Consider the following 24089-nt stretch of genomic DNA (forward strand, 5'->3'; position numbering starts at 1 on the left):
TCTTGCCGACATGCCTGACGACGGGACAGCATCAATGCGCGGTCAAAGCGCGCGTCAGCGTATCGCCGCGAAGCGCCAGCACCAGCGACAAGAGACTCTGACCCGTCCCTTCCTGCGCGGCGCGCAACTCCTTGGTGCGACGTTCGACATGCTTGGCAACGGTCTGCGCGCCCAGCCGAAGATGGCGGGGGGTCGTAAGATACGTGTCGTTGTCGAGCAGTGTCGCGGTGCACAGCGATAGGAAATCGATTACGTCATCTGCACAGACGTCGCCGTCCGAGCTTACCGACGCAAGCGCATCGAACAGCTGCGGCATCACCTGCTGCACGAGGTGAAACTTGGCAGCGTCGTCGACCTTAAAGCTATCCATCATCTATTCCTCATATTGCGACTCGCTCCGCGCAACGGCAGTGGGTCAGGATCGGCAATCGGCGTCTGCGAACCTCCCGCCGTAATCGCGCGCGCGAGTTCGTGCGCCGCGCGCTCGCGCAAACCCGGATCAGGCATCGTGATGCCAATCCGGGCCCAACCGGGCGCGGCGAGGATCGACTGCGCGATGAAGGGTTCGGGCGGAGCACAGCGAATCGGGCCATGAGGCGAGAATAGAACAAATTAAGAACAGGTCAATCTCGTGTCGGGCTCACGAGAAGCGAAATACATATGAGACGAAACGGGCTCAGGCTCCGCACGCAATACGGTGCGCTCGCATGCGTTTAAAACGCTAGAGTTTCCAGGCGGTCTACAACGGCACAAAGACGTTCGTCGACAGCTTCACCGATGCGCTGCGCAACGAGATTAGGGACTCGAAGGGTGTCACACTGACAACGCTGATGCCCGGCCCTGTCGAGACCGAATTCTTCGACCGCGCCGACATGCTCGATACCTCGGTCGGGGCGTCGAACGACAAGAGTGACCCCGCCGATGTGGCCAAGGACGGCTGGGATGCGCTGATGACCGGCAAGGCCAGCATCGTATCGGGCTGGAAGAACAAGGGACAGGCAGCGCTCGCGCACGTCACGCCGGCCTCGGTCCTTGCCGAACAGCATCGCAAGATGGCCGAGCCCGGCTCAGCAGAATAATACGCCGTGCCGGGCGGTCAGCAATCTCGCCAGAATGATGGATGACATCGCCTTGATCACGCGGACGATGCAGGAGAGTCCTCCGCGCTTTGTTCGGTTGAACACGCTCTCAATTGCGTTGGCGTCGCCAGCAGTGACCGCCTGCAGCTGACCATCGTCGCCTTAAGCGAAAGCTGCGCCGTGAGCGACGTCAGTCGGCAAGGCCTTCGAGTAAAGCCTGTACCCGCTCGCGCCGGTTCGTATCATCCGTGCGCTCTGTCAGCAGCCAGCGGCCGTGCTTCTCCACCAACCCGGTGCTGTGCGGCTCGAAATCGGGGCGCGGCGTGAGCGCGATCGCAGCGGCTCCGGCGTCAATTCGAGCGACGCGGGCGATCCGCGCGGCAAGCCGGATCCGGGCGCCGGCCATCAAAGCTTCGGTTTCTCTCGGAAGGGGGCCGAAGCGATCGAGCAATTCGTCCTCGAAGGCATCGATTGCGGGCTCTTCCACAAGACGTGACAGGCGGACGTAAAGGGATAGGCGCACATCGTCCTCCGGGATCCAGCTTTTTGGGATGGCTCCAGCGGCGCCGATATGGAGCTCGGGCGTCCAGCGCTCGACCGCTTCACCGCGCGCAGCGCGAACGGCAGCGCCCAGCAAATGCTGATAAAGGTCGATACCGATCAACTTTATGTGCCCTGCCTGGGTGTCGCCGAGCAGATCGCCCGCACCGCGCATGTCCAGGTCGCGGGCGCTGATTTCAAATCCGGCACCCAGGCGATCGAACGTCGCGAGCGTTCGCAGGCGCTTGAGGGTTCTCTCGCCGATCGCCCCATCCGCTTCCGTCAACAAGATGACCTGCCCGCGGCGATTGCCCCGGCCGACGCGTCCGCGCAGCTGATGAAGCTGCGCCAGCCCAAACCGGTCGGCACGCCAGACGATCATGGTGTTGGCGCGGGGAACGTCGAGCCCGGCTTCGATAATATTGGTGGCGAGCAAAACATCGCCGCGCCCGGCGCTGAAATCGACCATCACCTCGTCAGTGTCAGAGGCCGGCATTTTGCCGTGCGCTTCGACCAGCAAGAGATCGGGCACGAGGCGCTTCAGCTTGGCGGCGAGCGGCGCCATGTCTTCGATGCGCGGCACGACCACGAAACTTTGCCCGCCGCGTCCCTTTTCCCGGATCAGCGCCGTGCGGATTCGCCCATCGTCATAGTGATCGAGGCTGGTGCGGATGGGTTGCCGCCGCGCGGGCGGGGTTGCGATGATCGAGATCTGCTGCAGCCCGATCAGCGCCATCTGCAAAGTGCGGGGAATGGGCGTGGCGCTGAGCGTCAGCAGATGGGTCTCGCCCTTGCCGCGGAGGCGCAACTTGTCGGCGGCGCCGAACCTTTGTTCCTCATCGACCACGACGAGCGCGAGATTTTTGAAAGTTACGCCTTTAGCCATGACCGCGCCTGTGCCGATGACGATTTGGATCGACCCGTCGCGAAGGCCGGCCTTGACCGCCTTTTTCTCGGCAGCGCTCGATAGTCTCGACAAGGCAGCGACAGTCACACCGGTGTCTACAAAGCGGCTTCGGAAGCTTTCGTGATGCTGGCGCACCAGTACGGTCGTCGGGGCCGCGACCACGACCTGATGACCGGAAAGCGCCGCGAGCGCCGCGGCCCGGAGTGCCACTTCGGTCTTGCCGTATCCGACATCGCCCACGACCAGACGGTCCATGGGCTTTCCGCTCGCCAGATCGTCGCGCACGGCGGCAATCGCCCGGGCCTGATCACCAGTTTCGTTGAACGGAAAGCCGCTTACGAACCGCTCATAGGCCGCAGAATCTGGCGCCAGCACTGGCGCGCTGAGCTTCGCGCGCGCCGTGGCAAGCGCGGTCAGCGCTTTCGCGCTTTCGGCAATCGCAGCGTCGATCGTGCCCCTGCGCTTCTGCCAACTCGACCCGTCAAGCTTGTCGAGCGTCACAGCATGGGCATCCGTGCCATAGCGCCAGATCCGATCGGCCTCCTCGACCGGAACGAGCCTGCGAGCTCCAGCTGCATATTCCAGCGCGATCATTTCGCTCCCGCCGTCCCCCGAAGACGGCGCAGGATCCAGCCCGGCAATACGCCCGATTCCGTGATCCTCGTGAACGACGACGTCGCCGATCCGAATTGCCGTCTCCCGATCGGACCACGGGTTGCCGGCACCCGCGTCACCATCCTCGAGTACCGCGCGGCTCCCCAGAAGGTCGGCAGCGGCGATCAGCACCAGAGACTCTGTGACAAATCCCGCATCCACCGGGAGTTCGACGCAGGCCGCCGTTCCAGGCTTCGGGCTCGCGAGCTCTGACCAGTCTGCAATCTCGGAAAACTCTACCCCAAGCCGCTTGGCCAGCCTGCCACGCAAAAAGCGGATGTCGCGACCGCTCCCAGCGAGCACCAGGGAATGTCCTGCCGCAAGCAGCGGTTTAACGAACCGCGTCAGCGCGGCAAGTGGCGCGCGCGTCTCGGCAAAGCGTGGCACAGATACAAAGTCATCATCGAAAGACAGCCCGCGCCACGCCGATGCGGCGCGCGACCACTCTGCAGCGTCGATCGCGTCACAGTGTGGCGCAGCGCCCTTGGCGGCGTCCGTGGCGAGCTGGACAAAGCGCTGCCGCCGTGCGTCCGCCTTTTCCGACATGCCAAGCACGCCCGGTGTCAAATGGGATAGACAGGACACGGCCTCTTCAATCGGCGGTTCCGCCGCGCGGCCAATTTCGAGACTGTCACGGTCGTCGCGCGAGCGTTGCGTGATGGGATCGTACGAACGGATCGCAGTAATCCGACCGTCCCCAAATTCGATACGGGCCGGCAGCCCGGCGTCTGCGGGAAAGATATCGATCACCTCCGCCCGGACTGCCATTTCGCCGGGTTCATCGACCCGGTCGTCAGCAAAATATCCGAGGGCCTCGAGTTGCGCGGTCAGCGCTTCCGGATCGATTGGGTCGCCGGCGTGTAACGTCGGCGGTGCACCATTAAAGGCCTCCGGGAGAGGATAGCGCCTGGCCGCGGCTTCCCCGCTCAGGATGCAGGCGATGTGCGCGCGCACGGGTTCGGACTGGAGCCCACGCAAGGCGCGCAACCCTGCGACCCGGCGGCCAATATTCGCCGGCGATGCCGGCGCGACGTCGCCTGGGAGAGCATCGCTCGAAGGCAGATGCACCACCGCATCGTCCCGCGTGATTTTGCGCAGCACTGCGGCCAAACGTTCCGCATCTTGCTCGTCGTCGGTGAGATAGACGACGTTGCTCTCGGTCAGGGTCTTCGCGAGCTGCGTGGCAATGAAGGCGAGGTTCATGCCGCCTGCGCCACTTGCGGGACCGCAGTGTCGGGCCAGTCCCCGTCCTTGAGCGGCGCAAGCGCCTCGAAGGCTGCGTTCGACAAATCTATGCTCAGGCCGTCGCAATGAAAGACGATGGCTTCACGCGGGACGGCCCGCAGCTGTTCGGCGATGCCGCCTGCTGCCGGGCTCGCGACGACGACGTAGCTGACTTCGCCGGTCCGGCACTCGATGAGGGCCTCGACGGTCTTGCCGACAGTTCGGCCGTCCTTGGTATCGACGCTCATCCCGGCGATGCCCGTCGCCGTGAACAGCGTCGGGGCGGAGGATTTGCGACTGGCGTCGCGCGCCGAGCGACCGCCATCTTCGTAGGCGCGCTGTCGACCAAGCCAGCGCCAGATGCCCACGAGGTTTACGAGCGTCAAAAACGCGTTGGTGGCGAGAAGGTTAGTTTGCCCCGATGATAGGCCGACCACTATCCAGGAAAGCGACCCGATCACGAAGACGACAAAGCCCCAGCCGGTGGTACGGGCACCGAGATTTGCGGCCGTCATCATGGCAGCGATCATGGTCGCGATCGGGGCGACCCATTCGGCGATTTCCGTCAACCTGCATCCTCTCGGCTCATGCGCCGCGCGACGTGGCGGCGTCTCTCATTGTCGACATCGGGGCCGGAACTGCTCCGGCCCAAAATACTGCTTCAGCGCATCAAGCCCGCCGCCCGCAAAGCGTCCTCGATGACATCGGATATGCCTTTGCCCGGCTTCGGCGGAGCTGCGCTCACATCGACGGCCGGCGTTTCATAGGAGACGGGCGTCCTGCCTACTGATGCAGCCGGTGGAGCAGCGCTCATCGGGGTCTGTGAAAGAAGACCGAAAAAGCGTGCGATCTCTCGTGTCGAGCTTATCCCTGCTTCCAGCATGAAGGGTCCCGGAACACCGCAGGCTTCCGCACCGCGCGTCGCAAGAGGGACGCCGTGTCCCATGCCGGGCACAAGAAAGCTTTCGATCCGCGTCGTGCCTGACGGGTCGGTCCAGGATTGGCGCATGCTGCCGGAGAACGTGTCCGAGCGCGCTGGAGCAGAGGAAAGGCCGTGAACGCCGCGCCACTGGGCCGTGAGGCGCTTGGCGTTCTCGGGAACGACGACCGTATCAGCGGCACCGTGCCAGATAGAAATGCTCGGAAAACGAACCGGCGCGGGCGCGGCGTTTCGAACGAGATCGACAAGCGCCGCCTCGGCGGGAAACCCCTGCCCTCGCATCCGTGCCAGCGCGTCCGCGACGCCAGTCGCGCTGCCATAAGCCAGGCCGGCGATAATCGCGCCTGCCGCGAACGTCTCGGGGTAGGTTGCCAGCATGACCGAAGTCATCGCGCCGCCGGCCGAAAGTCCGGTAATGTAGACGCGCGCCGGATCAAGATCATAGGTCGCGATCATGGCGGTGATCATGTGCCGGATAGATGAGGCCTCGCCTTGACCGCGCCGTATGTCGTCAGGGGCAAACCAGTTGAAACAGCGCTGCGGATTGTTGGCCGCCTGCTGCTCTGGATAAAGCAGGGCGAAGCCGCATGTGTCGGCTAGCCGCGACCACCCCGAACCATCATCGTAGCTTGCAGCGCCTTGGGTGCAGCCGTGCAGCACCACGACAAGAGGCGCTTGCGGTAAGAGCCCGTTGGGAATGTATTTCCACGCGCGCAGCGCACCGGGGTCCGGTCCAAATTCCGGGAAAGTTTCAAGCCGATTTTCCAGCGGCGGGGTGACGCGAGCGGCAGCACTACCCTTTTGAGCCACCAGCTCCATGATCGTTCGACCTAAACGTGACACTGTGTGACCCCCGGGCGCAGACGAAGGCTGCAGAGGTGTAACGCTTTCGCCAGACCGATCGTTGCTGCAGTGCACAATCAATTTCCCGGACCGCGCGCGGCCGCTCGCCGCAGCGGTGAGAGGCGTGCCAAATCATTGCGGATCGTCGTCGCTGCTACGCCGCCTTCCCCCATCGCATGACTGATCTGATCGAGCCCGAGGACGACATCTCCGGCTGCATAGAGGCCCGGCACGTTCGTGCGTTGATGAGCATCGACGGTCAAACAGCCTTCTTCGCTCGTCCGCGCGCCCACGCCGCGCGCCAGTTCGGAGCGGATATCCGAGCCCAGTGCCGGATAGACGGCGTCGAACGCTCTGGAGCCGTCGGCAAAGGTCAGCACGGCTTTCGGACCCGTAAAGTCCATCGTCGAGCAGGCACCGAGGATTTCGACTCCGGCTTCTTCAAGCTCGGCACGTTGGCTTGACGTTAGGTCATGCACGTCGTCCGGGGCGATCAGTGACAGGCTCGCTGTGAAGCTCCGAAGAAACAGCGCTTCGCGCAGGCCACGCTCGCCCGTTCCCAGCACCGCGACCTGCTTGTCGGTCACTTCATAGCCGTCGCAAATCGGGCAATATCGCAACTGACCGGTTGCCAGGGCGCGGGCATGGGTCTGGTCGTCAAGGCCTCGGGGTCGCCGATTTACGACGCCGGTCGCAAGGAGCACCGTTCGCGCCTCCCACGCGGCGCCGTGGGCTAGGGCGATGAAATGCCCTTCCGCATGTTTTTCCAGGGTTTCGATGGTGCCTTGCAGGAGGCTGGCACCATAGAGTGCGGCCTGTTGACGCATCCTGCCGACAAGGTCGGAGCCGGCAATACCGCCCGGGTATCCCGCATGGTTTCGGGTTAGCGGAATCGAAAGCGCCCGGCTAAGCCCGGCGTCAAACACCCTTACCGCCAGGTGAAACCGTGCCAGATAGATTGCGGCGGTAAGGCCGGCTGGTCCGCCGCCGATCACCAAACAATCAGCAATACCGGTCATCTCCGCCGACGCCCGGTCACCGAAGGGATATGGTCGAGCGTTGGCAACGGACGGCCGCCATAGCCGAGCCTGCATCGGTCGACGGTCGGACCGGTAATACCGAGACCAAGCACGACTGCCCTCGGCATTGCACACCCGCTCAATGCGCGCCGGACGTGTAGCGCTCGAATTCCTCGTCGTAGCGCGCCGTGATCCGCGCCTGTTCTTCGGCGTCCGCGCTCTCGGCGAGCTTGAGGAACCAGGTGCCTTCCTCGGAATAGACGTGATGCGCGACCGCGCCGCGAATGTGTTCGAGCTTATCGAGATAGTCTTCGCTCAAGGGGTCCAGCCGCTCGAGCAGGCCCATCTCCATCTTGGCTGCCGACTGCTCCTGATAGGCAAGTTCGGCATGGCCGACTTGTTTGTCCGCGGCGAGCGCCGGATAGACAGCGGCCTCTTCCGCGATCGAGTGCCCAGTCAGCAGCAGCGCAAGCTCCTGCTGCGCCTTGCGTCGGGCGACCGCAGTCTCTGCGATCTTCACGGCGTCGAAGAGATCCTCGATCTCTCGGTGGTGACCCAGGATTTGCGAGAGCCAGCTGCCGGGTTGCGCAGCAGCCTGAGCTTTTGCTCGTGCCTCGACGCGCGCCTTTTCGCTTTCGGGCGGTGTAACGGCAGAGACGACCTTGTCGATAAGGGACATGGTGAAATCCTTTCGTTTGCGTCGTCGCTCAACCGTTGCGGCACAACCCCGTTCCGGGCTCGACCTCGGGCTTGATCCGCATCAGCACGATTGTCCGGAACGTTGGCATCCGGGCGGGCGTCTATGCCGCCATGACAAAATTGCAGACACCGATGTTCAACTGGCGGCACCAAAGCCAGGATGACCTCCAGCAACGTCTTCTCGCCTATGTCGCGGAGCCCGACTTTCCCTGCGTCGGCGCGAAGGCGGCGCTCGCGCGTGGAACGCTGCAGGTGCTGGCGTGCGACCGCATCGACAGTGCCTGGGACGACCTGCGCATTCATGACGGTCTGCTCACCTTTGCCGCAGACTATCGCCGCGATCCAGCTCTGTTTCGCAGCTTCGCCGTGGTGTTCGAGGGGCCGGACGATCTCGACGAGGCGGCGTTCGAATCGGCGCTGTGGGAGCGCGCGCAGTCGCTCTCCGACAAGGATGTGTGGCGCGGGCAGGGCTACGATTCTTCCGTCAGCGCCGACCCGGACAGCCCGCATTTCTCACTGAACTTCGGCGGTGAGGCGTTCTTCATCGTCGGCCTCCACCCGCAGGCAAGCCGCCCCGCGCGCCGCTTCGCGCGGCCGGCGATGGTGTTCAACCTGCATGATCAGTTCACGATGCTGCGCGCGCAGAACAAATACGAGGGCATGCGCGAGAAGATCATGGTCCGCGACGAAGCGCTGGCGGGCACGCGCAACCCGATGCTAGCGCGCCACGGCGAGGCGAGCGAGGCGCGGCAATATTCGGGCCGCGCGGTCGATGGCGAATGGCGATGCCCGTTCCAATATTCGGGCACCGATTCGGGCGATCCGGCGTGAGCGACACCGTCACCATCCCGGAGCGCAGTGGCGTCGCCTTTACGCTTTCCTCGGGCCAGACGCTCACCGTCATCGATCCGAAGGGCATGCAGGTCGCCGATCTGCTGGCCTTCAACGCGCGCGATATGGACGAGGTGATCTCTTCCGGCCGCACGCTTGATTATGCCGAGACGATCCGGCTGACGACCGGGCACAGCCTCTATTCGAATCGCAGCAATATCCTGCTCGAGATCGTCGAGGACAGCGTCGGCCTGCACGATTTCCTGCTGACGCCGTGCAGCCGCGAGACGTTCGTGCATTTCTATCCCGACCTGCCGCAGCATCGCGGCTGCTTCGGCAATCTCGCCGCCGCGCTTGAGCCCTACGGCGTCCTGCCGGATCGCATCCCGGTCGCGTTCAACTGCTTCATGAATGTGCCGGTCGACGGCGCGACGGGAAAGCTCCGCGTCGAGCCGCCGGTCAGTAAGGCGGGCGACCGCATCGTGTTCCGCGCGGCGATGGACCTCGTCATCGGCCTCACCGCCTGCTCCGCGCCAGCCTCCAACGGCGGCAGCTTCAAGCCGATCGCCTATCGTGTCGATTGATCGAGACGGTCCGGGACGCAATGCCGCGCCTGCGAACGAACCGGAGTCACCCAACGGTATCGCCGCGCGTCGAAACCCTGCTGCTAGGCGCCCGTGCCATCGGGACCGTACTCGCGTTGGCCGGCATCACGTTGACGCTTTTCCACTCCCGACAGGCTCCACGGTCGCCGGCGCTGCCCGGCAATCGGTACTCGACCACTCTCCGTCGACCCATGACACGGGAACTTAACGTCCTGGCCGGAAGTTTACCGAGAACAAATGCAGTACAAGGACAGATCATGGCTGACCAGCTCGACAACCCGAAACTCGAATCCCACCCGGGATCGAACACGGAGAAAGATCCTGCCGATTGGGTATCGGGCGATGACCCGATGACAGGGGCGCAGGCATCCTATTTGACCACTCTCTCCGAGGAAGCCGGGGAAGTGCCGCCGGCCGATGGACTGAGCAAGGCCGACGCCTCCCGTCGTATCGACGAACTCAGGGAGACACTCGGAAGGGCGGAGAACTGAAGCCTTCACCGGAACGCCGGAACTCTGGTTGTCACAGTCCGTTTCGCATCCGCACCGTCAATCAGGCGGCACGATAAGGAGAGGCGACATGGGTAAGGGCATTTTGCTGTGGCTGCTGGGCATTCCGCTGCCGATCATCATCATTCTCCTGCTCGTCTGGCACTGAGCATGAGCACCAATCCCTATAGCGCGGTCGATCCCGCCCTTTACCCGAGCGGCGCCCCCGCAGGGCCAGCCGGATCGGCCATGTCGTGGTCAGCCATAATGGGCGGGGTCGTCGCTGCGATCGCGCTGACCCTCACGCTTCTCACCATCGGCTCCGCCTTCGGTCTGGCGTCGATCTCCCCGTGGCCCGGCGTCGGTGCGGCGGCGTCGACCTTTACGATCGGCGCGGGCATCTGGCTGATCGTCACCCAGTGGTTGTCGGCGCTGATGGGCGGCTACCTCGCCGGTCGCTTGCGGACGCGGTGGCACGGCCTTCACACCGACGAAGTGTTCTTTCGCGACACGGCGCACGGGTTCCTGACCTGGGCGACGGCAACCATGATCCTTGCGATCGTCGCAGTCGGCGCCGGGGCGCTCGCGCATATTGCGACCCCCGCGACCGACGTCGTCGTAACCAAAGAAGCCGCCGATGCCGCGCGCAAAACGGCCGCTGCTTTTGCCACCTTCACAGGGCTTTCGCTGCTCATTGGCGCCTTCATCGGCAGTGCCGCTGGCGCCGTCGGCGGCAGACTTCGCGACCTTCACCCCTGACCTTTTGCCGCGGAGCGAGGCGGTATGGACATCACGTCCTCAGCTTCGCTTCGTGGCTTTTGGGCTCAGGGTCTCCGATGAAGATGCGGTGAAGCGTCTTTCTGCGATATTGCCACGGCATCGCGAAACAGGACCGTGAAGGCTGTGCCATCGTCGACATTCTCGACCTGAATGAAACAGTCGAGACACAGGCAACCGTCGCGCATCTCGCCGGACATAATGTCTCGCGCGCTTCGCACCGCATAGCGCCGTGCAGACTCCATATCGTCGAAATCGTGCCCCTGCTCGTCGGGGGTGACCGCTCCCGCTTCGTGAAGATGAAACAGATAGTGCGCCACGGTTGTCTCCCGGCCGCGGCAGCTGAACGGTGACGCTGCCTCGAGCAATCAATCAATGACCGGGATGCGCCATCGTATCCGGATATTCGTGCTGATCGAGGTCAAACATCGCTTTTGGACAATGATGATAAACACTGATCGAGATTACGACGATTGCGCGGGCTGATCGTGCTCGCCCTGCGTTGAAGCCCCGTGCCGCGTCCTGCGGTGGGGAATTCAGACATGGCGCGCGATAGCAGCAAGACGGACAACAAGAAGTTGAAGGGCGAAACGCCGAAAAAGGCTCCCAAGCTGCCGGTCGGCGCTGATAGCCCCACATCTTTTGCGGAAGTTCAGGGCGCTGGCGGCGAAACCCACCAGTCGACCAACGATCCGGCGCTGACCCTGACGAGCGCACAGGGCATTCCGGTCGCCGATGGTCAGAACAGCCTCAAGGCGGGGCCTCGCGGCCCGACCTTGCTTGAGGATTTCCAGCTCCGCGAGAAGATCTTCCATTTCGATCACGAGCGCATCCCCGAACGCGTCGTCCACGCCCGCGGCTACGGCGCGCACGGCGTGTTCGAGCTGACGGACAGCCTTGCCGATATCTGCCGCGCGGATGTGCTCGGCACGGTCGGGCAGCAGACCGAGGTCTTCGTGCGCTTCTCGACCGTTGCCGGCAGCAAGGGATCGCCTGATCTCGCCCGCGATGTGCGCGGCTTCGCCGTGAAGTTCTACACCAAGGAAGGCAATTGGGATCTGGTCGGCAACAATATCCCGGTCTTCTTCATCCAGGATGCGATCAAATTCCCGGATCTGGTGCATTCGGTCAAGGAGGAGCCCGATCGCGCCTTCCCGCAGGCGCAGAGCGCGCACGACAATTTCTGGGACTTCACCAGCCTGAGCCCGGAAGCCTGGCACATGGTGATGTGGCAGATGTCGGACCGCACCATCCCGCGCTCGTTCCGCACGATGGAAGGGTTCGGCGTCCACACGTTCCGGCTGCTCGATGCCGAAGGTAATTCGACCTTCGTCAAGTTTCACTGGAAGCCGCGCCAGGGTCTGCAGTCTGTGCTGTGGAACGAGGCGGTCAAGGTCAACGGTGCCGACCCCGACTTCCATCGCCGTGACCTGTGGGAGGCGATCGAGTCAGGCGACTTCCCGGTCTGGGATCTCGGCGTGCAGCTCTTCAGGGAGGAGGACGCGGCCAAGCTGCCGTTCGATCACCTCGATGCGACCAAGCTGATCCCGGAGGAACTGGTCCCGGTGCGGATTATCGGCGCCATGACGCTTAACCGCAATGTCGACAATTTCTTCGCGAACACCGAGCAGGTCGCCTTCTGCACCGCAAACGTGCCGCCGGGCGTTGATTTCAGCGACGATCCGTTGCTGCACGGCCGCAACTTTTCGTATCTCGACACGCAGCTGAAGCGGCTTGGCGGGCCCAACTTCACGCACATCCCTGTCAACGCGCCGCGCTGTCCCGTCATGCACTTCCAGCAGGACGGTCACATGGCGATGACCAACCCCAAGGGTCGCGCCAATTACGAGCCCAACAGTTGGGGCCCGGAAGGCGGACCGCGTGAGAATCCCGCGCGCGGCACGACCAGCTTCGCCGCGCCGCTCGACGGACCGAAGCAGCGCATCCGATCGGAGACTTTCGCCGATCATTACAGCCAGGCGCGGCAATTCTATCTCAGCCAGCAGCCGATCGAGCAGAAGCATATCGGTGACGCGCTGACCTTCGAACTGTCGAAGGTGGTGCGGGTCGACATCCGCGCGCGCGCAGTCTCGCATCTGCTGAACATCGACGCCGACCTCGCGGCGACGGTGGCGAATGGTCTTGGCATGGCGCTGCCCGAGGCAGCGGTTGCGGCGCGGCCGACGATCGATCTGCCGACCTCCGACAAGCTCAGCATCCTCGCCAACGGCCCGAAAGACTTCAAGGGTCGCAAGATGGGCCTGCTGCTGACCGACGGCTCCAGCGCGGACCTGTTCACCGCGTTGACTGGGTCGCTCGATGCCGAGGGTGCGGTATGGGAAGTGATCGCCCCGAAGATCGGCGGCGTGACGCTGGACGATGGGACCGCGGTCGCTGCCAAGCAGAAGATCGATGGCGGTCCGTCGGTGTTGTACGACGCCGTTGCCGTTCTGCCCTCCGCAGCGGGTGCCGCTCTGCTTGCCAAGGATGCTGCCGCCAAGGACTTCTGCGCGGACGCGTTTGGGCATTGCAAGTTCATCGGCTTCAGTGCCGAGGCTGCTGCCCTGTTCGACGCGGCCCGCATCCCGGAGATGGACGCAGGGTTCGTCCAGCTAGCCAAAGCCAAGGATGCCAAGGCCTTCGTCGCGACCTGCCGCGCCCTGCGGTTTTGGGACCGTGAGCGCAAGGTCGATCTAGACGCTGCTGCATAACAAGGCTGAGGGAGGCTATCGCCGAGGGGCGCAGATTTCTGCGCCCCTCAAGCGCCGGAGCCTCTGCCGAACTTTTGAGATCGCGGCGCTCTGGAGCCGACATTTAACTCGTCCGAGCCCGACAGCGCCCCTCCGGCTCGGTCAGCGGAAATTGTCGATGACAGGCTGCTACGATAGGTTCGTTTCGATCAGGCCATCATCTCGTCGATCTTCGCGGCCAGGGCATCCAGAGAAAACAGCTTGGTGATCATCCCCATGTTCGTACCGGATAGTGATGGGCAGCAGGGTTGATCGCAAATGTCGGCCATTCGAGCGCCTTGTGATCGACCTCGGATTCACTGGTGATGACGAGCGTGTTGGTAGAGCTGGAAAAGGTCGTTACCGCAACTGCGTTCCCGAACACGTCTGTCGTCCAGGCAATATCCGCATCGGGTCGAACTATAGCGAGTGTTTGAGGGTCGTGAGGTCAGCGCTGTCGCGAGGCGTCAAAACTAGCCGATGCGGTAGGAGAGCCACGCGAGCCCCATAGTGATACTCTGGCCAATGCTCGACTTTCAGGCGCACTGGACAGCTTGCCGGCGCTCACCGCCCGGGCAGTCGGTCATTCTAAGCCCATACTGTGCGATCCCGTTTCTCCCGGATGCTAACGCTGAAGTGTTGGCACGAGCCGATCGGGACCTCGGGCATGAACACCGGGAAATGAGGCTTCCGCTTGCCACGCGATATGGGCACTGCGAAGCCTTTGCAGCAGATAAAACGCCTCATGTGATTGGATTGGAACCGTCGTCCGCAGAAGCGAAATTCAAATCCTTGCGACTTTGGTCGAACTGGAGGGGGCGCCCCTGCGCCTGATCATCACCAGTTAACGGTTTACTCTTGCTATCACCGCGACGGAGCCGGGGATGAGCTCAGTGCCGACAGCCTATTATGATGATAGCACTGGAATTGTGCATACGGTCGCGAGCCGGCTGGCGACGATCAAAGAATTTGATGCGTATATGCCGCAGGTAACCGAGTTGCTGGCCCGTAGTCAGGCCCGACATGGATGTGCCCTCCACCTAGTTGAAGCTTCGGACAATCCAATTCAGGAAAAGAGTGCCTTTGCTCACATGTCGGACGCAACGAAGGCACAAGCACATCTGAGCGTCCGGTGCGCGGTGGTCCTGAGTTCTGCGTTGGCGCGCATGCAAATCCGTCGCATGCCGCAAAGCGCCGAGCGAGAATTTTTTGGGTCGGTAGCCGAGGCAACGACCTGGTTGCTCGGTCCGCAGCACCGTGCGGCTTTGGCGTGATCACAGTGACCGGATATTCGGTACGACGCGACCGCGATCGCAAGATGATCATCTGCACCGTGAATGCGTCTTACGAGGAACAGCACTCCCTCACTTTGCTCCCGGAACTGGCAGATGCGATTGCCTGGGCGCGCGCCTCTGCGTCGCTGAATGTCCTGTTTGACAATCGCGCAGGCCGCCCTCTTGCTCCAGCGACATCGGAAGCGATCCGCAAGATCATGTTTGAAGACGCGAGCCCCACCGATCGCGTCGCGATATTGGTGCCGTCCAGCGTCACGAAAGGCCTGGCACGCCCGCAGACCAACGCACATTGCGGGCTTTTTCTCTCCGAGAGTGCGGCATTGATGTGGCTGATCGGCGAGCATCCGGCGCGACCCGGCGTTTACCAGGATGCCATTTGAAACGAGCTTGAGCTTGAGGGCGCAAGCCAATTGCGCGGCGCGGCACTACAATCTTTGACCGTCGCTACCGGTTAAGGAAATGGCCGCGCGCGATCGTTAGCCAATTCGCAGCTCCCGTGATACGCAGTCATTGTCTCGCGACACGGTGTTATCGGAAAGTTGCTCCGAACGGATAGCATCCTGTCCAACCCGCGCGGCTGCGCGGAGGACGAATGAGCGATCAGCATGCGACTTGGGACGAAGGGGCGTTGCGGCGCGCAATCGACGCTGCAGAGGTCGCGTTGTGGCGCTGGAATGTCGACACCGACGCCCTACACATGGATGCTCGCGCTTATCGCCTGTGGGGCATAGCAGACGATGTTGTCGTAACGTTCGGTGCTCTCTCCGAGCATATTCATCCCGCTGACCGCGACCGCGTCGGCGCCGCGTTCAACGCGACGCGCGCTGGCCCGGGTGCCTATGAGATCGATTTTCGGATCGTGCTCGGCTCGGAAATCCGCTGGATTTCGGCGCGCGGCCAAGGCGGCGATGTCGGAATGATCGGGCGCCTCATGGCGGGCATCTTTCTCGACGTCACCGGACGCAAGCAAGCCGAGGAAGGGCATGAGCTGCTGGCTGGCGAAATGAGCCACCGGGTCAAGAATCTGCTCGCGATAGCGACGGGGTTGACGGCCATAACGTCACGCTCGGCGCGGTCCGCCAAAGACATGGCGGAACAGCTCACGGGCCGGCTGACGGCGCTTGGTCGAGCGCACGACCTTGTCAGGCCGATTGCTGGCAGCGATGGTGACGCCGCGCTGCTGGGTGACCTCCTGACTGTTCTGCTCGCTCCCTATGACGATGAGGGCGCTTTCGCCGGCCGCATCCGCGTCGCGGTGCCGCGCATGGGGATAGGAGAGACAAGCGCAACCACGCTTGCTCTGGTCATCCACGAACTGGCGACAAACTCTCTCAAATATGGCGCGCTATCCGACGAGAAGGGTACGCTTGATGTAAGCTGCGCCATCCAGGACGACGTCGTCGTGCTGATCTGGACCGAACGCGGCGGACCGGCGGTAGTGCCCCCTGCAAACGCCAAGGGTTTCGGCAGCGATCTGGTCAATCGCAGCGTCAGGGGTCAGCTCGGCGGCAGCATCGACCATGACTGGTGCGCCGAAGGCGTCATCGTGACACTCCGCCTTGCCAAACAACGGCTAGCGAACTGAGCCACTGCGAGTCCAACGTTGCCACGATGCCGGCTCGGGTCCACCTACTAACCGGCGCTACTGCAAGCGGACACCCCAGCGCCCGGACGAAGCCCTATTCATCAATATCTTAATTGATAGCGACGATACTTGGAGGCCTGGAGAATGGCGTATGTTGCAAATCGTCTACATCAGTAGCGCTCTATCGTCGGTTACGAATGCCGACGTATCGAGCTTGCTCGCTCGCTCACGTACGAACAATCAGCGAGATGGGATCACAGGGCTGCTGTTCTTCAACGGTCAGCGCTTTCTCCAAGCGCTTGAAGGGCCCGACGAGCATGTAGAGCGCACGATAGCGAAGATCGCGACCGACCCACGACATCGTGCGCTGGTCACCCTCTCCCGCCGTACCATTGTTGCTAGAGAGTTTGGCGATTGGGCAATGGCATCGTTTGGCCCGCTCGACCGTGATGGAAAGGTTGCCATCGCCCGGATCGACACGCTGACCGCCCAAGCATCACCGAATGTCCGCGCGCTATTCACCAGCTATGCGAGACTGCGCGCGGCGTAACAGACCGCAGCCCCTTCGGGCTCATTTCGGCCGATCTGCCGGATAGTCTTCGGGTTTGACGCTGCCGACATTGGGGCGGTCTTCGACTTTTTCGGTCGGCTGCCCGCCCGGCGTATCGTTCTGTCCGCGATCGAGCGTATCGCTAGGGCTGCGCGCATCGCCTTCACGCTGATGCTCAGTCGAGATATTAGGCGCAGGTTGTGTCTTGGTCGCCGTATTGGGCGCCAAGCCTTTCTTGCCCGGTTCGGTCGACAGGTTCGGACGGGGCTGTGTTTTGGTGCTCGTGTCGTCGGCCATCAGAAATCTCCTTAAGACTTCAACGAACCGGTCATGAACGGCGTTCCGTTGGTGGTTCGGTATCTTCGTTGAGGAACACATTTCGGTACGAACATTCTCTGCCACCGCAAGATGGACGCTTACATCGCCAGTGCCGGGCATCAGCACGAGCCAAGGGCGCTTCGCCATGACTCGCGCCAGCGGCCCTGCGGCGAGACAACCTGCTCGCGCGCGGTATTTTCTCGCGCAGGAATGATTCAACTGGAATCTGTCGCCACATCGTAACCGCAATATTTCGCCCATTTCTTCATCAGCTTCCGACGTTTCATGAACAGGTCGCCGCGCCGATAGGCCGCTTCGGTTTTCCCCGCGATGACGTGCGCCAAGGCCATCTCACAAACCTCATTCGGAATGTTTGTCGTTTCCGAGGCCCAATCGCGAAAGGTGGAGCGGAATCCATGAACCGTTTCGGGCCGGCCCATACGGCGGAGTAACATGGGCATGGCCATGTTCGAGAGCGGCTTGTCTCGAGCGACTGTTTTGAAGATAAGCCCAACTCGCTGCTCCTCGGGCGTGGCTTTGAGCAAGCACAGAGCGGGGGTCGAAAGCGGAACCCGGTGTTCGCGCTCGGATTTCATGCGCTCGGCAGGAACAATCCAGACCTTCTGAAGCAGGTCGATCTCGTCCCATTGCGCGGCCACGATTTCGTTCGTCCTCGCAGCCGTCAGGATAAGGAATTCGAGGGCCCGTGCCGCAGTGCCTTCTCGAGCACGAAGCTTCCGGATGAACACCTTGATCTTGGCAAACGGCAAGGCGGCGTGGTGGCCTCTGAGACCTTTGCGCCGCCGCGGAAGCAACTGGTCGAGATGGCCGCGCCAGCGCGCCGGATTCTCGCCGTCGCGCAGCCCTTCTGCTTTGGCAGCATTGAGGACGCTTTCAATGCGCCCTCTCAGCCTATTGGCGGTCTCAGGCACCCTGGACCAGTGCGGCTTTAGCACCCGCAAGATTTCTGGCGTGCCAATTTCCTCGAGGATCATCTTGCGGAGTGGTGCGGCGTACACGGTCAGCGTCATTTTCCACTGTGCGACGTGCTTTTCGTTGCGGAACGTCGCGCTCATCGTCTCAAAGAAAGCATCGGCATAGGTACCAAAAGTGACATTGCGTTCGGCACGATCGCGTTCGGCTTTCGGATTCTTGCCTTCGGCGATCAGCGCTCGGCATTCCGCAGCCCGCTCTCGCGCCTTGGCCAGCGACAGAATTCCCGCACCGCCCAGGCCCAGCTCGCAGCGTGCGCCGCGCCATGAATAGCGGTAAACCCAGCGACGCCGGCTTTCGCCTATGATGAGGTACAGGCCACCGCCATCGGCATATTTGCCGGGCTTTGTCAGATTCGCGATTTTGAGGGCGGTAAGGCGGTGTATCGCGCGCGCGGTCATAGTCTCGAACTCCGGTTCAAGACCCCTTCCCGCCATGGGTCGGATAGGGATTCCAGCAAATGCGCCTTGATCGGGTCCCCCATTGGGTCCCCCAATTGCGGCGCGCTTGCACGATCCGGCTTGAGACTAAGCGAGACGCCTGTGATTCTCAAGCGCTTGATATTTAAGGGTTTTTGAGACGTCTTGAGACGGTCTGAGACTCTGTGAAAAGGCATAGTTGGCGGAGAGGGTGGGATTCGAACCCACGGTGAGCTTGCACCCACGCCGCATTTCGAGTGCGGTACATTCGACCACTCTGCCACCTCTCCGCGAGGTCGTAAGATGCCGTCTGATGGAAGGACCAAAGAGCCGGCACCGGTCGGTGAGCGGGCGCCTCTAACGCAATCGTCACAGGCAGACAAGAGCGTGTGTCGCTATCTTCTTGTGCGGCCGCGAACACACCCTAGATTGGTGTGATGCAACGCACGACCCTCTCGGCTCCGCCCTTCGATTCGGCGGTGCCGCTTCCCGCCATCACGCACGCCCGTTTCGCGATCGGCGATGTGGTGCGGCACCGGAGCTACGATTTCCGGGGCGTGATCTTCGACGTCGATCCGGTCTTCGCGAACAGCGAGGAGTGGTATGAATCGATCCCGGAAAGCGCCCGCCCGCGCAAGGATCAGCCCTATTATCACCTGCTCGCCGAGAACACCGAGTCGAGCTACGTCGCGTATGTGAGCCAGCAGAATCTGGTGGTCGATGATACCGACGAGCCGGTCGATCATCCCGCCATCGCCGGGCTGTTCACCGAATTTGCCGACGGCCGCTACACCCTCCGCCGCGAGCACCGCCACTAAGTACTCTGACGACAGCGTAGAAGCCCCGGCGGATCGCTCCGCCGGGGTCTTTCGTGTGCCGGAACCCGGGACGCTTCGCCTCCCGGGGCCCTGCCCTTGTCAATATTTGGCGCGCAGGCGGACGTACCAGAAGCCGCCATTGAGACCGAAAGGCCCGCCGCTCGACGGATAGATCTGACCGTCCGAGCTGCCGCCGGTGATCGGGAAGATCGAATTCGACAGCGGCGACAGCTTGTCGGGGCGCTCGTCGAGGATGTTCTGCCCACCGACCGTCACCGAGTAATTCTCGGTAATGTTGTACGTCACGTCGAGATCGCTGACGAACTTCGAGCCGAAGGTCTGCGCCGGGCCGTAGCTGATCGCCGCTTTCCACCAGCTGTAGAAATTCTCGCGGAAGTTGATGCTCAGCGGGCCGAGCGCCCAGTTGGTGGTGAACACCGCGCGGTGATTCGGCGCGCCATGCTCGATATCGAGAATCTGGTCACTACTGATCGAGGAGCCGGGCCGGGTGACCTCTGTCTTGTTGTAGTTATAGGCGAGCGTGAAGTTGATGATCGCCTCGCTCAGCGAGGTCTTGTAGGTCGCCACGACGTCGATACCGCGCGTCCGGGTATCGAAATCGTTGGTGAAATACTGAACCGAGCCGCCAACCCCGACCGCCGCCAGCGCAGGCTGCGCGGCAATGTTCGCCGCCGTCACGTTGAAGGTTTTCGAAACGCCGATGCGGTCGCTCACGTCGATCTGATAGGCGTCGATCGTCAGCTTCAGGTTCTGCGCGGGGGACAGCACGACGCCGAAGCCATAGTTCATCGACGTTTCGGGGCGCAGCGGCACCGCGCCGTAGAAACGCGAGATCGCCGTATCGACCGGATAGGTGCCCGTCTGCGTCTGCACGCCGTTGTTGAATGCGGTCGTCAGGATCGAGGTGTGCGACTGGCCCGGCGATGGCGCGTGGAAGCCGTTGCCGATCGTGCCGCGAACCGAGAGGAAATCGGTCGCCTTCCAGATCGCGTTGAACTTGCCCACCCACGATCCGCCGAACGTGTTGTAATTCTCGTAACGGCCCGCAGCGCCGACGCTCAGATTTTCGACGATGTCGGTTTCGAGATCGACATAGGCCGCGAAGCTGCGCTGCGTCCAACTCCCGGCTGCGTCCGGGCTGGTGCCGCCATAGCCACTGGCACCCGGCGACTGCCCCTGCGTTTCGCGGGGATCCGTCGGCGTGTAGAGCGAATAGACGCCGGGCGAGACCAGAGTGTACAGCGTCTGAGCCGAGGCATAAGGCCCTGCGCCATAGGACTGCACGTCACCGGCGGTCAGCGTGTATTTCTCCTGCCGGAATTCGCCGCCGCCGGAGATCGTCAGCGGGCTCGCGAAGCCGACTTCGATCGGATAGCTCAAATCGATGTTGGCGTTGATTTCCTCCTGCTGGAGCGCGCCGAACTTGAAGCTGGTCTGCGACTGCGGGCCGTAAGAGCCGTTGAGCGAGCCGAACATCGACAGGTCGAGCGTGTTCTTCGCATAGGTGCCCGACAGATCGTAGGTGAAGTCGCCTGCGCTGCCCTTGTAGCCGAGCGTACCGTAGAACTGCTCGCTCACACCGACGAACTGCGGGGTGAACCCACCCGGGTAGACCGACGTGAACTGGAAGTTGTTGGCGTCGCGTACGAACCCGCCCGTCGGGCAGGTTGCGTTGCCGGCGGGGCACGGCGTCAGATAATAGATCTTCTTGAAATAGTCGTTGGCGCTGCCGCCGCCGATGCCGGTCGTGGTCGGGAAGGACCAGTCGAGCACGGGACGATAGTTGAAGCTCTGAGTCGCCTTCGAGCGCGCATAGTTGGCGAACAGATAGATCTTGCTGCTGTCGGTGACGTTGAGCGCCGAGTTGACGAAGAACTTGTAGCTCTCGGTCGGCGACGAGCCCCAGATCTGCGCCGGGCCTGGATAGTTGGGGATCCGGTTGACGACGCCGGGCTGTGCCTGCGCGAGGAACACTGCCGAGGGGCGCGTCACGCCGCGGCTGGTCTGGCCGTCGTTATTGTATTCGCCGGCGATGTTGATGAAACCGAGATCGCCGATACCGAAGCCAACGTCGCCCGCGACCTGCACGCTCTTGCCGTCGCCGTTCTGGTAATATTGACCATAGCGCGCCTGCAGCTCGATGCCGGTCTTTTCCTTGAGACCGTAGTTGAGCACGCCCGCGATCGCGTCCGATCCGTATTGCGCGGTCGCACCGTCGCGCAGCACCTGCAGGTTGCCGACCGCGATCGCCGGGATCAGCGAGATGTCGGCACCCTGCGAAGCCGCCGAAAGCGCGGTGTCGGAGCCGCCGGCGACCTGCACCAGCGCGGAGCGGTTGTAGCGCTTGCCGTTGATCATCACGAGCACTTCGCTGGCCGGCAGGCCGCGCAGCGACGGCGCGCGCACGAAGGTCGATGCGTCGGTGATGGTGTTCTGCGGCACGTAGAAGGACGGGATGATGTTCTTGACGATGTCGAGCATGTTGCCCGACGGCTGGTTGGTGAGCTCGGTCGCGCTGATGACGTCGATCGGCGAGGCGGAACTCGTCACGGTGCGATCCGTACGGCGCGTGCCGAGCACGATGACGTCGGTTTTCTCGTCATCGGGTGCCACTGTGGCATCGGACGGCGGCGCATCGGGCGCGAGAGCGGCGGGCGCATCGGCCGGCGCGGCAAAAGCTGGCGTTGCCGCAATACTGGCTACCGCCAGCGCGAGCAGCGAAATCGAGTTCTTAATCATATCGTCTGAGTCCCCCAGGCTGATTCCGGTGGCTCTCAGGCTGTCCGCCCCTGACTATGTCTTTTCGTTGATGCTCCTTCGTTCCGCCTGCTTTTCTCAGATGCCGGTCTTTTCGCCGTACACCCCGACCGGACGCGCGCTACCCCTTGCCGCAAAGCGCAGCACGTCGGGGAAAACCCGCCATTCGATCTGTTCTGGTCGGCGATACGGAAACATCCCCCCGTTCGCCGAATCGGATGACGCCACAACGCTCGCCGCATTGCAACATAAACTTCACGATTTTCGGGACGCCTCGGACCAATGGGCAAGTCCATCGGGAAGTGATGCAGACCTGCAACGATTTCAGCACCTTGCCGCATCACTATTCGCAACGCATCGTACGAAAAATGTGCGCACCGCGTGCCTGCAAAACCGGCTGCCAAATGGCTTTCCAAGGTTGACAGCCGCGCCACCTTCGCATAGCTGGCGCTTCTTTCCCGCGCCGGGGCTGTCCTCAGCGTGGGCCATAGGTATTTGAAAGTGATGAAGGCCATGTTCGCAGTCGTGCGCACGGGCGGCAAGCAGTATCGCGTTGCCGCTGGAGACAAGATCGTCGTCGAGAAGCTCGACGGGGAAGCCGGTTCGTCGATCACGCTCGGCGATGTCCTGCTCGCGGGCGAAGGCTCCGAGCTGCAGTCGGTCGACGGCCTCACCGTCTCGGCCGAAATCATCGCGCAGGCGAAGGGCGAGAAGGTCATCGTCTTCAAGAAGCGCCGCCGTCACAACTATCGCCGCCGCAACGGCCACCGCCAGCAGCACACGATCCTGAAGATCGTGAGCATCGGCGCTGCCGAGAAGAAGGCGAAGACCAAGAAGGCCGATTCGGCCCCCGCAGCAGCCGAGGGCGAAGCCCCGGCAGCGCAGGCGTAAGGAGTAGATCGAGATGGCACATAAGAAAGCAGGCGGTTCGTCGCGCAACGGTCGTGATTCGGCCGGCCGTCGCCTTGGCGTGAAGAAGTTCGGTGGCGAGATCGCCATTCCGGGCAACATTCTCGTGCGCCAGCGCGGCACCAAGTTCTACCCGGGCGTGAACGTCGGCATGGGCAAGGACCATACCCTTTTCGCGCTCGTCGAAGGCCGCGTGGCCTTCCATCAGGGCAAGCTCGGCCGCAAGTTCTGCTCGGTCGAGATGGTGGCGGAAGCCGCCGAATAACGGGCAACCGGACGGGTTGCCCACCAGGGCGACCCGGGTGTCCGAAACGGATACCGAAACAAGGGAGACGGGTCGCCCCGGCTCCCTTTTTTCATGCTCCCTCCACGGCTTCTGTCGCGTCCCTGTCATCCCGGCATGCGAGCGCAGCGGCAACGACGAGGAGAGAGTCGCATGTTCGCGCGGACTCAGAGACTGACGCTGCGGCCGCGCTGGCCGGAAGACGCCGCCGCCATCACGCGAGCCGTCGCACACGAAAGCGTGGTGACGAAGCTCGCCCACCTGCCCTGGCCCTATACGCAGGCCGATGCCGAGGCGTGGCTCGCCATGCCGCGTCCGAAGATCGATGCGACCTGCCTGATCCTCGAGCATTGCGGCGAGCGGCCCCGGCTGATCGGCGCGATCGGCATCGAGGAGACGGCGAACGGTGCCGAGCTAGGCTATTGGCTGACCCCGGACGCCTGGGGCCGCGGCTATGCGACCGAGGCGGGGCACGCGATGATCGGTATCGCGCGGCACGCGCTGGGGCTGAGGCGGCTGCGCGCGGGCTATTACCAGGGCAATGAAGCCTCAGGCAACGTCTTGCGAAAGCTCGGTTTTCGTGAGACGGGCGCGGCTACGCGCCCCTGCCGTGCGCTGCGCCGCGATGTGCCGTCGGTCGAGATGGCGTGCGATCTCGACGTATCTGACGTACCGGCGGACTTGTGCCTGGCGGCGTGAAAAGTCACACTAAGGTCACACTGATCGGACCTTTCGGGCGGGCGCGCAAAGCGTGGCAGAATCGAGCGGATCGGCAATGAGAAAGAGCGGGTCGCAGGATAGCGAAT

The 24089-nt window shown here is 62.8% G+C and carries 26 protein-coding genes, 1 tRNA gene and 1 pseudogene; 14 read left to right on the forward strand and 14 right to left on the reverse strand.

Annotated features, from left to right (window positions below):
• Nucleotides 1-31: 31 nt before the first annotated feature.
• Together Q5H94_RS06385 and Q5H94_RS20470 are read right to left on the reverse strand one after the other, a co-directional pair.
• A complete protein-coding gene (locus tag Q5H94_RS06385) occupies nt 32-373 on the reverse strand; it encodes a hypothetical protein (protein WP_304560402.1) in 342 nt (113 codons plus the stop codon).
• The gene (locus tag Q5H94_RS20470; protein ID WP_341850100.1) at nt 370-585 is read right to left on the reverse strand and encodes a DUF6771 family protein; all 216 of its coding nucleotides are present in this window, start codon (nt 583-585) and stop codon (nt 370-372) included. The genes Q5H94_RS06385 and Q5H94_RS20470 overlap by 4 nt, the downstream gene beginning before the upstream one ends.
• A gap of 140 nt (nt 586-725) precedes the next feature.
• On the opposite strand from Q5H94_RS20470, the pseudogene Q5H94_RS06390 reads away from it, so the two are divergent.
• Nucleotides 726-1079 (forward strand): annotated as a pseudogene (locus Q5H94_RS06390) (SDR family NAD(P)-dependent oxidoreductase); the annotation flags it as partial.
• 190 nt (nt 1080-1269) lie between these two features.
• Here Q5H94_RS06390 and Q5H94_RS06395 read toward each other — a convergent pair.
• From Q5H94_RS06395 to Q5H94_RS06415, 5 genes are all read right to left on the reverse strand, one after another.
• Nucleotides 1270-4383 (reverse strand): helicase-related protein, encoded by a 3114-nt coding sequence (locus tag Q5H94_RS06395; RefSeq protein ID WP_304560403.1) that lies wholly within the window; start codon nt 4381-4383, stop codon nt 1270-1272.
• Nucleotides 4380-4973 (reverse strand): PRC-barrel domain containing protein, encoded by a 594-nt coding sequence (locus Q5H94_RS06400; protein WP_431312144.1) that lies wholly within the window; start codon nt 4971-4973, stop codon nt 4380-4382. The genes Q5H94_RS06395 and Q5H94_RS06400 overlap by 4 nt, the downstream gene beginning before the upstream one ends.
• 92 nt (nt 4974-5065) lie before the next feature.
• Nucleotides 5066-6163, reverse strand: a complete 1098-nt coding sequence (locus tag Q5H94_RS06405; RefSeq protein WP_304560404.1) for an extracellular catalytic domain type 1 short-chain-length polyhydroxyalkanoate depolymerase — start codon at nt 6161-6163, stop codon at nt 5066-5068.
• A gap of 101 nt (nt 6164-6264) precedes the next feature.
• A complete protein-coding gene (locus Q5H94_RS06410) occupies nt 6265-7206 on the reverse strand; it encodes an NAD(P)/FAD-dependent oxidoreductase (RefSeq protein WP_304560405.1) in 942 nt (313 codons plus the stop codon).
• Nucleotides 7207-7345: 139 nt separating this feature from the next.
• The gene (locus Q5H94_RS06415; RefSeq protein WP_304560406.1) at nt 7346-7885 is read right to left on the reverse strand and encodes a hemerythrin domain-containing protein; all 540 of its coding nucleotides are present in this window, start codon (nt 7883-7885) and stop codon (nt 7346-7348) included.
• A 131-nt stretch (nt 7886-8016) separates the two neighbouring features.
• On the opposite strand from Q5H94_RS06415, the gene gntA reads away from it, so the two are divergent.
• The 4 genes from gntA (at nt 8017) to Q5H94_RS06435 (ending at nt 10588) form a co-directional block, all read left to right on the forward strand.
• Nucleotides 8017-8736, forward strand: coding sequence for a guanitoxin biosynthesis heme-dependent pre-guanitoxin N-hydroxylase GntA (gntA, locus tag Q5H94_RS06420; protein ID WP_304560407.1), 720 nt, complete (start codon nt 8017-8019; stop codon nt 8734-8736).
• Entirely contained in the window at nt 8691-9320 is a 630-nt protein-coding gene (locus tag Q5H94_RS06425) for an urea carboxylase-associated family protein (protein WP_304560408.1), read from the forward strand. Before gntA ends, Q5H94_RS06425 begins: the two co-directional genes overlap by 46 nt.
• Before the next feature lie 278 nt (nt 9321-9598).
• Complete coding sequence (locus Q5H94_RS06430) at nt 9599-9832, forward strand: DUF3072 domain-containing protein (protein ID WP_304560409.1); 234 nt, start codon at nt 9599-9601, stop codon at nt 9830-9832.
• A 168-nt stretch (nt 9833-10000) separates the two neighbouring features.
• Entirely contained in the window at nt 10001-10588 is a 588-nt protein-coding gene (locus Q5H94_RS06435; RefSeq protein ID WP_304560410.1) for a hypothetical protein, read from the forward strand.
• Between the two features lie 65 nt (nt 10589-10653).
• Here Q5H94_RS06435 and Q5H94_RS06440 read toward each other — a convergent pair whose 3' ends face one another.
• Entirely contained in the window at nt 10654-10926 is a 273-nt protein-coding gene (locus Q5H94_RS06440; RefSeq protein ID WP_304560411.1) for a DUF6894 family protein, read from the reverse strand.
• Between the two features lie 222 nt (nt 10927-11148).
• Here Q5H94_RS06440 and Q5H94_RS06445 point away from each other — a divergent pair, with 222 nt between their 5' ends.
• Nucleotides 11149-13317 (forward strand): catalase, encoded by a 2169-nt coding sequence (locus Q5H94_RS06445; RefSeq protein ID WP_304560412.1) that lies wholly within the window; start codon nt 11149-11151, stop codon nt 13315-13317.
• A gap of 247 nt (nt 13318-13564) precedes the next feature.
• Here Q5H94_RS06445 and Q5H94_RS20510 read toward each other — a convergent pair whose 3' ends face one another.
• Together Q5H94_RS20510 and Q5H94_RS20515 are read right to left on the reverse strand one after the other, a co-directional pair.
• Nucleotides 13565-13759, reverse strand: coding sequence for a transglutaminase N-terminal domain-containing protein (locus tag Q5H94_RS20510; protein ID WP_431312148.1), 195 nt, complete (start codon nt 13757-13759; stop codon nt 13565-13567).
• Nucleotides 13756-13881, reverse strand: a complete 126-nt coding sequence (locus tag Q5H94_RS20515) for a transglutaminase N-terminal domain-containing protein (RefSeq protein WP_431312145.1) — start codon at nt 13879-13881, stop codon at nt 13756-13758. The genes Q5H94_RS20510 and Q5H94_RS20515 overlap by 4 nt, the downstream gene beginning before the upstream one ends.
• Before the next feature lie 347 nt (nt 13882-14228).
• On the opposite strand from Q5H94_RS20515, the gene Q5H94_RS06450 reads away from it, so the two are divergent.
• The 4 genes from Q5H94_RS06450 (at nt 14229) to Q5H94_RS06465 (ending at nt 16765) form a co-directional block, all read left to right on the forward strand.
• On the forward strand, nt 14229-14609 hold the full coding sequence (locus Q5H94_RS06450; RefSeq protein WP_304560413.1) for a hypothetical protein: 381 nt from the start codon (nt 14229-14231) through the stop codon (nt 14607-14609).
• A gap of 5 nt (nt 14610-14614) precedes the next feature.
• Nucleotides 14615-15010, forward strand: coding sequence for a hypothetical protein (locus Q5H94_RS06455; protein WP_304560414.1), 396 nt, complete (start codon nt 14615-14617; stop codon nt 15008-15010).
• A gap of 212 nt (nt 15011-15222) precedes the next feature.
• Nucleotides 15223-16215, forward strand: a complete 993-nt coding sequence (locus tag Q5H94_RS06460; protein WP_304560415.1) for a sensor histidine kinase — start codon at nt 15223-15225, stop codon at nt 16213-16215.
• A 151-nt stretch (nt 16216-16366) separates the two neighbouring features.
• Nucleotides 16367-16765: a BLUF domain-containing protein gene (locus Q5H94_RS06465; protein WP_304560416.1), complete on the forward strand. Its 399-nt coding sequence runs from the start codon at nt 16367-16369 to the stop codon at nt 16763-16765.
• Between the two features lie 21 nt (nt 16766-16786).
• Here Q5H94_RS06465 and Q5H94_RS06470 read toward each other — a convergent pair whose 3' ends face one another.
• The 3 genes from Q5H94_RS06470 to Q5H94_RS06480 form a co-directional block, all read right to left on the reverse strand.
• Nucleotides 16787-17062, reverse strand: a complete 276-nt coding sequence (locus tag Q5H94_RS06470; RefSeq protein ID WP_304560417.1) for a hypothetical protein — start codon at nt 17060-17062, stop codon at nt 16787-16789.
• Between the two features lie 236 nt (nt 17063-17298).
• On the reverse strand, nt 17299-18477 hold the full coding sequence (locus Q5H94_RS06475; RefSeq protein ID WP_304560418.1) for a tyrosine-type recombinase/integrase: 1179 nt from the start codon (nt 18475-18477) through the stop codon (nt 17299-17301).
• Between the two features lie 218 nt (nt 18478-18695).
• Nucleotides 18696-18785 (reverse strand) — tRNA-Ser (locus tag Q5H94_RS06480).
• Between the two features lie 147 nt (nt 18786-18932).
• On the opposite strand from Q5H94_RS06480, the gene hspQ reads away from it, so the two are divergent.
• Complete coding sequence (hspQ, locus tag Q5H94_RS06485; protein ID WP_304560419.1) at nt 18933-19313, forward strand: heat shock protein HspQ; 381 nt, start codon at nt 18933-18935, stop codon at nt 19311-19313.
• A gap of 99 nt (nt 19314-19412) precedes the next feature.
• Here the strand turns inward: hspQ and Q5H94_RS06490 are convergent, their stop codons facing one another.
• A complete protein-coding gene (locus Q5H94_RS06490; RefSeq protein WP_304560420.1) occupies nt 19413-22073 on the reverse strand; it encodes a TonB-dependent receptor plug domain-containing protein in 2661 nt (886 codons plus the stop codon).
• Between the two features lie 531 nt (nt 22074-22604).
• Between Q5H94_RS06490 and rplU the strand changes: the two genes are divergently transcribed.
• The 3 genes from rplU to Q5H94_RS06505 all read left to right on the forward strand — a co-directional run bounded on the left by rplU (nt 22605) and on the right by Q5H94_RS06505 (nt 23982).
• Complete coding sequence (rplU, locus tag Q5H94_RS06495) at nt 22605-22982, forward strand: 50S ribosomal protein L21 (RefSeq protein WP_304560519.1); 378 nt, start codon at nt 22605-22607, stop codon at nt 22980-22982.
• 13 nt (nt 22983-22995) lie between these two features.
• Entirely contained in the window at nt 22996-23265 is a 270-nt protein-coding gene (rpmA, locus tag Q5H94_RS06500) for a 50S ribosomal protein L27 (RefSeq protein ID WP_304560421.1), read from the forward strand.
• Nucleotides 23266-23436: 171 nt separating this feature from the next.
• On the forward strand, nt 23437-23982 hold the full coding sequence (locus tag Q5H94_RS06505; RefSeq protein ID WP_304560422.1) for a GNAT family N-acetyltransferase: 546 nt from the start codon (nt 23437-23439) through the stop codon (nt 23980-23982).
• Nucleotides 23983-24089 lie beyond the last annotated feature (107 nt).

This window comes from Sphingomonas immobilis (assembly GCF_030580995.1).
GTDB lineage: Bacteria > Pseudomonadota > Alphaproteobacteria > Sphingomonadales > Sphingomonadaceae > Sphingomonas > Sphingomonas immobilis.

Coding starts and splice junctions, on each gene's coding strand:
- Q5H94_RS06385 (WP_304560402.1), bottom strand. CDS start 373: ATGATGGATAGCTTTAAGGTCGACGACGCTGCCAAGTTTCACCTCGTG.
- Q5H94_RS06395 (WP_304560403.1), bottom strand. CDS start 4,383: ATGAACCTCGCCTTCATTGCCACGCAGCTCGCGAAGACCCTGACCGAG.
- Q5H94_RS06405 (WP_304560404.1), bottom strand. CDS start 6,163: ATGGAGCTGGTGGCTCAAAAGGGTAGTGCTGCCGCTCGCGTCACCCCG.
- Q5H94_RS06410 (WP_304560405.1), bottom strand. CDS start 7,206: ATGACCGGTATTGCTGATTGTTTGGTGATCGGCGGCGGACCAGCCGGC.
- Q5H94_RS06415 (WP_304560406.1), bottom strand. CDS start 7,885: ATGTCCCTTATCGACAAGGTCGTCTCTGCCGTTACACCGCCCGAAAGC.
- gntA (WP_304560407.1), top strand. CDS start 8,017: ATGACAAAATTGCAGACACCGATGTTCAACTGGCGGCACCAAAGCCAG.
- Q5H94_RS06425 (WP_304560408.1), top strand. CDS start 8,691: ATGCCCGTTCCAATATTCGGGCACCGATTCGGGCGATCCGGCGTGAGC.
- Q5H94_RS06430 (WP_304560409.1), top strand. CDS start 9,599: ATGGCTGACCAGCTCGACAACCCGAAACTCGAATCCCACCCGGGATCG.
- Q5H94_RS06435 (WP_304560410.1), top strand. CDS start 10,001: ATGAGCACCAATCCCTATAGCGCGGTCGATCCCGCCCTTTACCCGAGC.
- Q5H94_RS06445 (WP_304560412.1), top strand. CDS start 11,149: ATGGCGCGCGATAGCAGCAAGACGGACAACAAGAAGTTGAAGGGCGAA.
- Q5H94_RS06460 (WP_304560415.1), top strand. CDS start 15,223: ATGAGCGATCAGCATGCGACTTGGGACGAAGGGGCGTTGCGGCGCGCA.
- Q5H94_RS06465 (WP_304560416.1), top strand. CDS start 16,367: ATGTTGCAAATCGTCTACATCAGTAGCGCTCTATCGTCGGTTACGAAT.
- Q5H94_RS06470 (WP_304560417.1), bottom strand. CDS start 17,062: ATGGCCGACGACACGAGCACCAAAACACAGCCCCGTCCGAACCTGTCG.
- Q5H94_RS06475 (WP_304560418.1), bottom strand. CDS start 18,477: ATGACCGCGCGCGCGATACACCGCCTTACCGCCCTCAAAATCGCGAAT.
- hspQ (WP_304560419.1), top strand. CDS start 18,933: ATGCAACGCACGACCCTCTCGGCTCCGCCCTTCGATTCGGCGGTGCCG.
- Q5H94_RS06490 (WP_304560420.1), bottom strand. CDS start 22,073: ATGATTAAGAACTCGATTTCGCTGCTCGCGCTGGCGGTAGCCAGTATT.
- rplU (WP_304560519.1), top strand. CDS start 22,605: ATGTTCGCAGTCGTGCGCACGGGCGGCAAGCAGTATCGCGTTGCCGCT.
- rpmA (WP_304560421.1), top strand. CDS start 22,996: ATGGCACATAAGAAAGCAGGCGGTTCGTCGCGCAACGGTCGTGATTCG.
- Q5H94_RS06505 (WP_304560422.1), top strand. CDS start 23,437: ATGTTCGCGCGGACTCAGAGACTGACGCTGCGGCCGCGCTGGCCGGAA.